Source organism: Microbacterium sp. (assembly GCF_035554235.1).
GTDB lineage: Bacteria > Actinomycetota > Actinomycetes > Actinomycetales > Microbacteriaceae > Microbacterium.
The window spans coordinates 1-8,213 of sequence record NZ_DATMIO010000196.1 but is presented as its reverse complement, the minus strand read 5'-3'; the positions used below and the strand labels follow the sequence as shown (position 1 = coordinate 8,213).

At 71.2% G+C, this 8,213-nt stretch carries 10 protein-coding genes; 5 read left to right on the top strand and 5 right to left on the bottom strand.

Annotated elements, in window-relative coordinates; genetic code table 11:
* Positions 1–88: 88 nt before the first annotated feature.
* Positions 89–766, bottom strand: coding sequence for a general stress protein (locus tag VNT50_RS10205; protein ID WP_325485006.1), 678 nt, complete (start codon positions 764–766; stop codon positions 89–91).
* Positions 767–836: 70 nt separating this feature from the next.
* Between VNT50_RS10205 and VNT50_RS10200 the strand changes: the two genes are divergently transcribed.
* The 3 genes from VNT50_RS10200 to VNT50_RS10190 are packed head-to-tail and all read left to right on the top strand — an operon-like array spanning position 837 to position 3,816.
* Complete coding sequence (locus VNT50_RS10200) at positions 837–2,150, top strand: magnesium transporter MgtE N-terminal domain-containing protein (protein ID WP_325485005.1); 1,314 nt, start codon at positions 837–839, stop codon at positions 2,148–2,150.
* Positions 2,150–2,668 (top strand): DUF1003 domain-containing protein, encoded by a 519-nt coding sequence (locus VNT50_RS10195; RefSeq protein ID WP_325485004.1) that lies wholly within the window; start codon positions 2,150–2,152, stop codon positions 2,666–2,668. Before VNT50_RS10200 ends, VNT50_RS10195 begins: the two co-directional genes overlap by 1 nt.
* Positions 2,665–3,816 carry an Mrp/NBP35 family ATP-binding protein gene (locus VNT50_RS10190; protein WP_325485003.1) on the top strand — a complete coding sequence of 384 codons (1,152 nt, stop codon included), beginning with the start codon at positions 2,665–2,667 and terminating at the stop codon, positions 3,814–3,816. The genes VNT50_RS10195 and VNT50_RS10190 overlap by 4 nt, the downstream gene beginning before the upstream one ends.
* Positions 3,817–3,869: 53 nt before the next feature.
* Here VNT50_RS10190 and VNT50_RS10185 read toward each other — a convergent pair whose 3' ends face one another.
* A complete protein-coding gene (locus tag VNT50_RS10185; protein WP_325485002.1) occupies positions 3,870–4,250 on the bottom strand; it encodes a twin-arginine translocase TatA/TatE family subunit in 381 nt (126 codons plus the stop codon).
* Between the two features lie 70 nt (positions 4,251–4,320).
* On the opposite strand from VNT50_RS10185, the gene VNT50_RS10180 reads away from it, so the two are divergent.
* Positions 4,321–4,959: an O-methyltransferase gene (locus tag VNT50_RS10180; RefSeq protein ID WP_325485001.1), complete on the top strand. Its 639-nt coding sequence runs from the start codon at positions 4,321–4,323 to the stop codon at positions 4,957–4,959.
* An 81-nt stretch (positions 4,960–5,040) separates the two neighbouring features.
* On the opposite strand, the gene VNT50_RS10175 is transcribed toward VNT50_RS10180, so the two are convergent.
* The 3 genes from VNT50_RS10175 to dapE all read right to left on the bottom strand — a co-directional run bounded on the left by VNT50_RS10175 (position 5,041) and on the right by dapE (position 7,599).
* Complete coding sequence (locus VNT50_RS10175) at positions 5,041–5,214, bottom strand: DUF3117 domain-containing protein (RefSeq protein WP_325485000.1); 174 nt, start codon at positions 5,212–5,214, stop codon at positions 5,041–5,043.
* Between the two features lie 97 nt (positions 5,215–5,311).
* Positions 5,312–6,541 carry a hypothetical protein gene (locus VNT50_RS10170; RefSeq protein ID WP_325484999.1) on the bottom strand — a complete coding sequence of 410 codons (1,230 nt, stop codon included), beginning with the start codon at positions 6,539–6,541 and terminating at the stop codon, positions 5,312–5,314.
* Complete coding sequence (gene dapE / locus VNT50_RS10165; protein ID WP_325484998.1) at positions 6,523–7,599, bottom strand: succinyl-diaminopimelate desuccinylase; 1,077 nt, start codon at positions 7,597–7,599, stop codon at positions 6,523–6,525. The genes VNT50_RS10170 and dapE overlap by 19 nt, the downstream gene beginning before the upstream one ends.
* Positions 7,600–7,681: 82 nt before the next feature.
* On the opposite strand from dapE, the gene VNT50_RS10160 reads away from it, so the two are divergent.
* Positions 7,682–8,213, top strand: a 532-nt coding sequence (locus VNT50_RS10160; RefSeq protein WP_491715938.1) for a 2,3,4,5-tetrahydropyridine-2,6-dicarboxylate N-succinyltransferase, incomplete at its 3' end; no start/stop codon positions are given.

The window sequence follows — 8,213 nt, the reverse complement described above, 5'->3', positions numbered from 1 at the left end:
GCCCACGCCTCGTCGGGGCGGCCGTAGGCGGCGGAGACCTCGACCGTTCCCCCCGGGAGATCGACCGGAAGGCGGACCTCGGCCTCGGTCATGGATCCTGGGAGGGGCGGGCGTGACGGGCATCGCCCGTCTCGTCCGCGGCCGGGGGCGTCGGCTCCGCCCCGGGGGTCGGGGACGGTGCGACCCGCTCCCCATAGCGCGGCGGCTCGACCCGTTCGGGGTCGACGACCGGGTCGCCGACCGGCGGCGCGGTGGGCGCCACGCGCGCGGGGCGAGCGACGGCGGGACGCTCGATTCCGGCGCTGCCCAGTATCTCCCGCGCGCGGTGGATGCTGCGCGCAGCGATGGCCACCTCGTAGTGGTCGGCGACGACCTGCATGACGCTCGCGTAGTCACGGCGCCGGCGGATGAACGAGTACGTGATGAGGCTCAGCAGCATTCCGACCGCGATGCCCACGAACAGCACGCCGACGAATGCCTGAATGGGCAGCACGGGGCTGCCGAGCACGAGGATCGCCGCCAAGAACAGCCCGATCAGCATGCCGTTGATCGCCCCGGAGCGCGCCGCCGTCGCGTAGCCGAGCTTGCCGGTGACCCGTTCGATGGAGCGCAGCCCCCATCCGACGATCGCGATGTCGCGCGCCGCGATGTCGGCGGCGATGAGCTTCGAGACGGCCTTCTGCGCCCCCTCGTAGTCCGCGAAGCTCGCCACCGTTTCGCCGACTTCGGTCGAACCGGATGCCTGGGGACCGCCCATCATGCTCATCACCCCAGTCTCCCATGCCCGGGCACGCATGATCGGGGTTCGTGTGGGGTGCCGGGACTACGCTGGGAGCGTGAGTACGCAAAGGGTGTTCGTGGCGCGCCTGCAGGGCTGCGCCGTCTTCGACCCCGCCGGCGACCGGCTCGGCAAGGTCCGCGACGTCGTGGTCGTGTACCGAAAATCGGACCCCCCGCGCGTCGTCGGCCTCGTGTGCGAGATCCCGGGCCGCCGCCACGTCTTCCTCTCGATCGGGCGGGTGACATCGGTCGCCCTCGGCCAGATCATCACGACGGGGCTCATCAATGTGCGCCGCTTCCAGCCGCGCGGCGGTGAGGTGCGCGTCATGGCCGAGATGATCGGCCGGCGCATCCAGCTCAACGACGGATCGGGGACGGCCGTCATCGAGGACGTCGCGATCGAGCGCAACCGCATCGGCGAGTGGGCCGTCGGCCAGCTGTTCCTGCGCAAGCCGAAGACGAGCGCGTCGCCCTTCGCCAAGGGACCGACGACGTTCGCGGCGTGGTCCGAGGTGCGCGAGGACCAAGCACCCGGCGAGGCGCAGTCCGCGGAGCAGCTGGTCGCGAGCTACTCCGAACTGCGACCGGCCGACCTCGCGAACACGCTGCTCGACCTTCCCGACGAGCGCATGATCGAGGTGGCCGAGGAGCTCTCCGACGAGCGCCTCGCCGACGCTCTCGAAGAGATGCCCGAGGACGAGCAGATGCACATCCTCGAGCGGCTCGGAGACGAGCGCGCGGCCGACATCCTCGACGCGATGGAACCCGACGACGCCGCCGACCTGCTCGCACAGCTGCCGGAAGGGCGGCTCGAGCAGCTGCTGGAGCTCATGGAGCCGGAGGAGGCCGAGGATGTCAGGATGCTCCTCGCCTACGGGCCCGATACGGCCGGCGGCCTGATGACCCCGGAGCCCATCGTGCTCTCCGCCGACGCGACGGTCGCCGAAGCACTGGCCCTGATCCGCCGGCACGAACTGCACCCCGCGCTCGCGGCATCCGTGTTCATCACCCTGCCCCCATACGAGACGCCCACCGGGCGCCTCCTCGGCGTGGTGCACTTCCAGCGGATGCTGCGCTATCCCCCGCACGAGCGGCTCGGCGCGATCATCGACGACAGCCTCGAGCCCATCACGGTGTCGGCGTCGGCGGCCGAGGTCGCACGCATCCTGGCCACCTACAACCTCGTGTGCCTCCCCGTCGTCGACCAGGCGCACCGGCTCGTGGGCGCGGTGAGCGTCGACGACGTGCTCGACTACCTCCTGCCCGAGGACTGGCGCTCGCACGACGGCGACCCGGTCGTCTCCCTCGCACCCACGACCGCGAGCACCGCGCCCCTCGGCAGCACCAGAGGCGCGGGGAGGAGGCGCTGATGGCGCGCTCGTCGCGCCAGCCGGCACTGGACGCGCCCCGCGGGCGCACGGGCATGCTGAGCCGCAATCCTCAGCCGTCGCGCGATCGGTTCGGACGGTTCTCCGAAGCGTTCGCCCGTGGCATGGGAACCTCGGGGTTCCTCATCGGCATGACCGTCTTCGTGGCGGTATGGCTGCTGTGGAACACGTTCGCACCGGTGGCACTGCAGTTCGACCCGAGGGCGACGAACTTCACCCTCCTGACCCTGATCCTGTCGCTGCAGGCCTCGTACGCCGCCCCCCTCATCCTGCTTGCGCAGAACCGCCAGGACGATCGCGACCGGGTGCAGATCGAGCAGGACCGCCAGCGCGCCGAGCGCAACCTCGCCGACACCGAATACCTCGCGCGGGAGATCGTCGCCCTGCGCATGGCGGTGGCGGACTTCCACGCCGACGTCGTCACGAAGGACGCGCTCCGCACCGAACTGAAGGCGATGCTGGAGAAGATCGACGGCGATACCGACGGCCACGGCCGATGACCTCGAGCGATCTGGTCGACTCGGTCAGGCGAGCGGTCGGCGCGGTCACAGACCCCGAGCTGCGCCGGCCGCTGGCAGAGCTCGACATGGTGCGCGACATCGCGGTCGACGACGGCGCGGCGCGTGTCGCGATCGTGCTGACGATCATCGGATGCCCCGCGGCGACGCGCATCGAATCCGATGTGCGGCAGGCCGCGGCATCCGTCCCCGGCGTGAGATCCGTCGACGTCGCGGTCGGGGTCATGACGCCCGACGAGCGGCGCGCACTCACCGATCGCCTGCGCGGGGGCCGCGCGGCGCGCGCGATGCCGTTCGGACCCGACTCGCTCACCCGCGTGATCGCGGTCACGAGCGGCAAGGGCGGGGTCGGCAAGTCGACCGTGACCGCAAACCTCGCGGTCGCCCTTGCCCGGCGCGGGATCACCGTCGGGCTCATCGACGCCGACGTGCACGGGTACTCGATTCCCGCGCTCATGGGCCTGACACGGGGAGGGGACGTGCCGACGCCGACGCGCATCGACGACCTGATGCTCCCGCCCGTCGCGCACGACGTGAAGGTCATCTCGATCGGCATGTTCCTGCGCCGCGCCGGGGAGGCGCCGACCGGCGCCGTCGCATGGCGCGGCCCGATGCTGCACCGGACGATCCAGCAGTTCCTCACCGACGTGTATTTCGGCGACCTCGACGTCTTGCTGCTCGACATGCCGCCGGGCACCGGCGACATCGCGATCTCCGTCGGCCAGCTGCTGCCGAACGCCGACGTGCTCGTGGTGACGACCCCGCAGAGCGCGGCATCCGATGTCGCCGTTCGAAGCGGGCTCGTGGCCCGGCAGACCGGGCAGCGCATCATCGGCGTCGTCGAGAACATGGCCGCCATGACGCTCCCGGACGGGACGCCCCTCGAGCTCTTCGGCTCCGGCGGCGGGTCCGAAGTCGCGGCGGCGCTGTCGACCGACGATGAGCCGGTCGAGGTGCTCGCGTCGATCCCCCTGAGCGCCACGCTGCGCGAGGGCGGCGATGCGGGTGAGCCGGTCGTGCTCGCGCACCCCGACGATCCGGCGGCGGTCGCGATCGATCGACTCGCGGGTGCCCTCGCGGCGACGCGGCGCGGGCTCGCCGGCAGGTCGCTGCCGTTCACGCCCCGGTGAGGCACGCGCCAGCAAGCCGGGGGTGTGGGGCGGAGCCCCACAAAACTCTGCCGCTACGTGGCCTCGGCGTCGTAGGGCGGCGGGTCGGCTGGGGAGAACGCGGGACGTTCCACCGGCGCGGGGGAGGTGGCGGCGACGGCCGCCCCGACGGATGCCGCGCGCACCGGTGCGACCGGCGTGTCATCCAGGAGCGCCTCGCGGATGATGCGTCGGGGGTCGTACTGGCGCGGGTCGAGCTTGCGCCAGTCGACGTCATCGAAGTCCGGCCCCATCTCCTCGCGCACGCGGGACTTGGCGCCGCGCATGTACTCCCGGGCACGGCCGGCGAAACGCGCGAGGCCCTCCGCGTAACGCGGCAGGCGCTCCGGGCCAATCAGGAGCGCGGCGATCACACCGATCAGCACGAGCTTCTCGATCGTCAAGCCGAAGAACATGCTCTCAGGTTACCTGCCGCGCCTCTCCGCGGCCTGCGCGTCCTCCGCGTAGCCTGGGCGTGGAGGACTCATGAGCGAGCACGACGCGAACGCAAGGTATGCCCGGGACGCGATCATCGAACCCGAGCACATCGCCCGGGCGCGCACGCACGCGCTCGAGATCGGTGCGGCACCGGTGAGTGCGGGCGTGGGTGCGCAGTGCGCCGTCATCGCCGCCGCATCCCGCGCCCTCAACATCGTCGAGATCGGCACGGGCGCCGGTGTGTCGGGGCTGTGGCTCCTCCACGGCGCGCCGCGCGCCACTCTCACCACGATCGACAGCGAGCCCGAGCATCTCGGCGTCGCCCGGCAGTCGTTCGGCGAGGCCAAGATCCCGGCCGCGCGTGCTCGCTTCATCACCGGCCGAGCCAGCGACGTGCTCCCGCGCATGAACGAGGCGTCGTACGACGTCGTGCTGGTGGATGCCGATCCGGAGAACGTCATCGAATACGTCGAGCACGGCCTCCGGCTCGTGCGCCTCGGCGGCACCGTGCTCATCCCCCGCGTGCTCAACGGCGGCCGGGTCGCCGATCCCGTGCAGCGCGACGAGGCGACGAAGGCATACCGCTCCCTGATCCAGGAGACCCAGTCATCCCCCGCCGTCATCGGTGCGCTCTCCACGATCGACGAAGGACTCCTGCAGCTGACCACCGTCGCCCCGCCCGCCTGACGTCGCGCCGCGCCGGCAGACACCGCGCGGCACACGAAAGGGCCGGGTCATCGACCCGGCCCTTTCGGACGTCATGCGTTGCTATGCGGCGTTGACGACCCCGCCGAGCACGCCATAGAGTTCCTTGGCCTCCGCGTCGTTGACCGACACGACGAGACGTCCCCCACCCTCGAGCGGCACACGCACGATGATGAGTCGGCCCTCCTTCACGGCCTCCATTGGCCCGTCTCCGGTTCTCGGCTTCATGGCTGCCATCGTGGCTCCCTTTCGTCGCTGGTCTGCACTTCAAGTTTATCCCCCCAACCGGACACGTCGCTCACCGCCGTGCCCGTGGCCGCCCTCCCTGCGGTGTTCAGGGGATCTGCCAGTACGTATTCCCGAGCGCATACATGCCGTGGATCCACCACCACTGACCGAGCAGGCACGCAGCCAGCACCGAGAAGCGGTACACCGGCGACTTCGGGGCGGCGACCGCGCCCCACAGCGGCGACAGCGGAAGGAGGAGGCGGAAGATGCTCGATTGCGGAAAGAAGACCGCCAAGAGGTACACGAGGTACGCGGCCGACCACAGCCGAAGCTCGACGCCGACGCGCTTCACGTGAGGCTCGAAGATCAGCACGGCGGCGACGGCGATGACGGATGCCGCGAGCACGACGTAGCCGGTCACGGCACCCAGGCCCCACGACCCGAACCAGAAGCCCGCCGCCTGGATCCACCCGTCGAAGGGGATGAATGCCCCCGAGGCGTCGGCGATCCAGTTGCGGCGCCAGGCCAGCTCGGTCGCGAGGTACGCACCGGCATCGCCCGTGACGATGCCCGCGATGACCTGCCACGAGAATCCGACGACCGCGGCCAGCAGTCCCAGGGCGACGATGTGGACGATCTCCCGCGCATCCAGCGGCTCGCGGCGCCGCGAGAGCCAACGCCAGACGCCGAAGAGGGCGAGGAAGAGCGCGAACGCCAGCACACCGGGCCGGGTGTAGCCCATCAGCGGGATGAGCAGGTAGAGCCAGCCGTAGCGGCGTCGGAGAACGCACAGCAGCGAGAGCATCAGCCACAGGAGGAACAGCGACTCGGCGTACCCGACCTGGAAGAGCGCGGCGAGCGGTCCGGCGGCGAAGAACACGGTCGCCCACGTGGCCGCGCCGACATCCTGGCGCTCGCGAAGCAGGCGGTAGAGCACGAGGCACGCGAAGTATCCCGCCACGAGCGATATCACGACGGCGCCGAAGCCCCACGCCCCGAACGGCAGGCCCACGATGTTCGCGAGGTATGCGTACACCGGCATGAACGCCCACTGGTTCTCGGCGACCATGCCGGTCTCGGTGAGCGGCAGGTCGGCGGGGTAGCCGTTGACCGCGACGAACCAGTACCACTGCGAGTCCCACCCGAGCACCAGATCGGCGATCGTGGCGTTCTCGCCGAAGCGGCTCGCCGGGCCCGACATCGCGGCCGCGGCCACGAGAAAGCCCGTCGTGACCACTCGTGCGGCGAGGTACAGGATGCCGATGCGCAGCGCCGCGGGGAGCGTCCTCCAGCGGGCGCGGGTCGGGGTGCCGGCCGTCAGCTGCTCGTCAGCCACGCCCGCAGACCCCGCTCGACGTCATCGATCTGCGCCACCGCGACACGCTCCTCGTCGTGGTGGGCGAGGTGCGGGTCGCCGGGGCCGTAGTTCACGGCGGGCACGCCCATCGCCGAGAAGCGCGCCACGTCGGTCCAGCCGTACTTCGGGCGGGGTTCGCCGCCGACCGCGGCGAGGAAGTCCTGCGCGACGGGCGCGTCGAGTCCCGGCCGCGCGCCGGGGGCGAGATCGACCACGTCGACGTCGAACCCGTCGAAGACCGCGCGCACGTGGTCCTCCGCCTCCTCCGGCGTGCGGCTCGGCGCGAAGCGGAAGTTCACCTCGACCTCGCACAGATCGGGAATCACGTTCCCCGCCACTCCCCCGAGGATGCGGACCGCGTTCAGGCCCTCGCGGTAGACGAGCCCGTCGACCGCCACGTCACGGGGCCGGTACTCCGCGAGCCGCCCGAGCACCGGGGCGGCAGCGTGGATGGCATTCGCGCCGATCCAGGCGCGGGCGCTGTGCGCGCGCACCCCGTGGGTTCGCACGATGGCGCGGAGGTTGCCGTTGCAGCCGCCCTCGACGGTTCCGTTGGAGGGCTCCCCCAGGATGGCGAAGTCGCCGGCGAACAGATCGGGCCGCGTGCGGGCGAGGCGGGTGAGGCCGTTCAGGTCGGCATCGACCTCCTCGTGGTCGTACCACATCCACGTGATGTCGAACCGGGGCGCGGCGAGCTCCGCCGCGAGCTTGAGCTGCACGGCGACGCCGGCCTTCATGTCGACGGTGCCGCGACCCCACAGGTAGTGCTCGCCGTCGTTCTCGATGTCGCGCACCGGCAGGTTGGCATTGATCGGCACGGTGTCGATGTGCCCGGCGATCACGACCCGCTGGGCGCGCCCCAGGCTCGTGCGGGCGACGACGGTGTCGCCGTCGCGGTAGACCTCGAGATGGGGGTGCACGCCCACGGCCGCGGCGATCGCGTCGGCCAGGGTGGCCTCATCGCCCGAGACGCTCGGGATGTCGCAGATCGCGCGGGTGAGATCGAGCGATGACGCGGTGAGATCGAGCTCGGGCATCCACCGAGTCTAGCCAGGGGGAATGGCCGTCCTCCCGTCCGGCGGCGCTCCGCCGGGGGGCCGCAAACGCTACCGTGGAGGGATGAGCGATTCCCGGCACGTATGGGGCGACGGCCTCGTCACGATCTCCGAGGACGGCACCGTCCTCGACACCTGGTTCCCCGAGCCGCACGAGGGCAGGATCCCGCAGGGACGCGACCCCGAGATCATCGCCGAGGGCCTCGAGCGGCTCGCGGTCGCCGATCCGCGCCGCGCGGTCACGGTCGACAACGTCACGCTCGAGATCGACCTCGACGCGCCGCCCGCATCGACGCCCGACGCCTACCTGCGCCTGCATGCCCTGTCGCACCTGCTGGTGCGGCCGAACGAGGTCAACCTCGACGGGATCTTCGGCCACCTCCCGATCGTGGCCTGGACCAACGCCGGGCCGATGCATCCCGACGACTTCACGCGCCTGCGCCCGCTCCTGCTCCGTGACGGCGTGCAGGTGCAGGGGCTCGACAAGTTCCCCCGGTTGCTCGACTACGTGACCCCGGTCGGGGTTCGCATCGCGGATGCGTCACGCGTGCGCCTGGGGGCATACCTCTCCCCCGGCACGACCGTCATGCACGAGG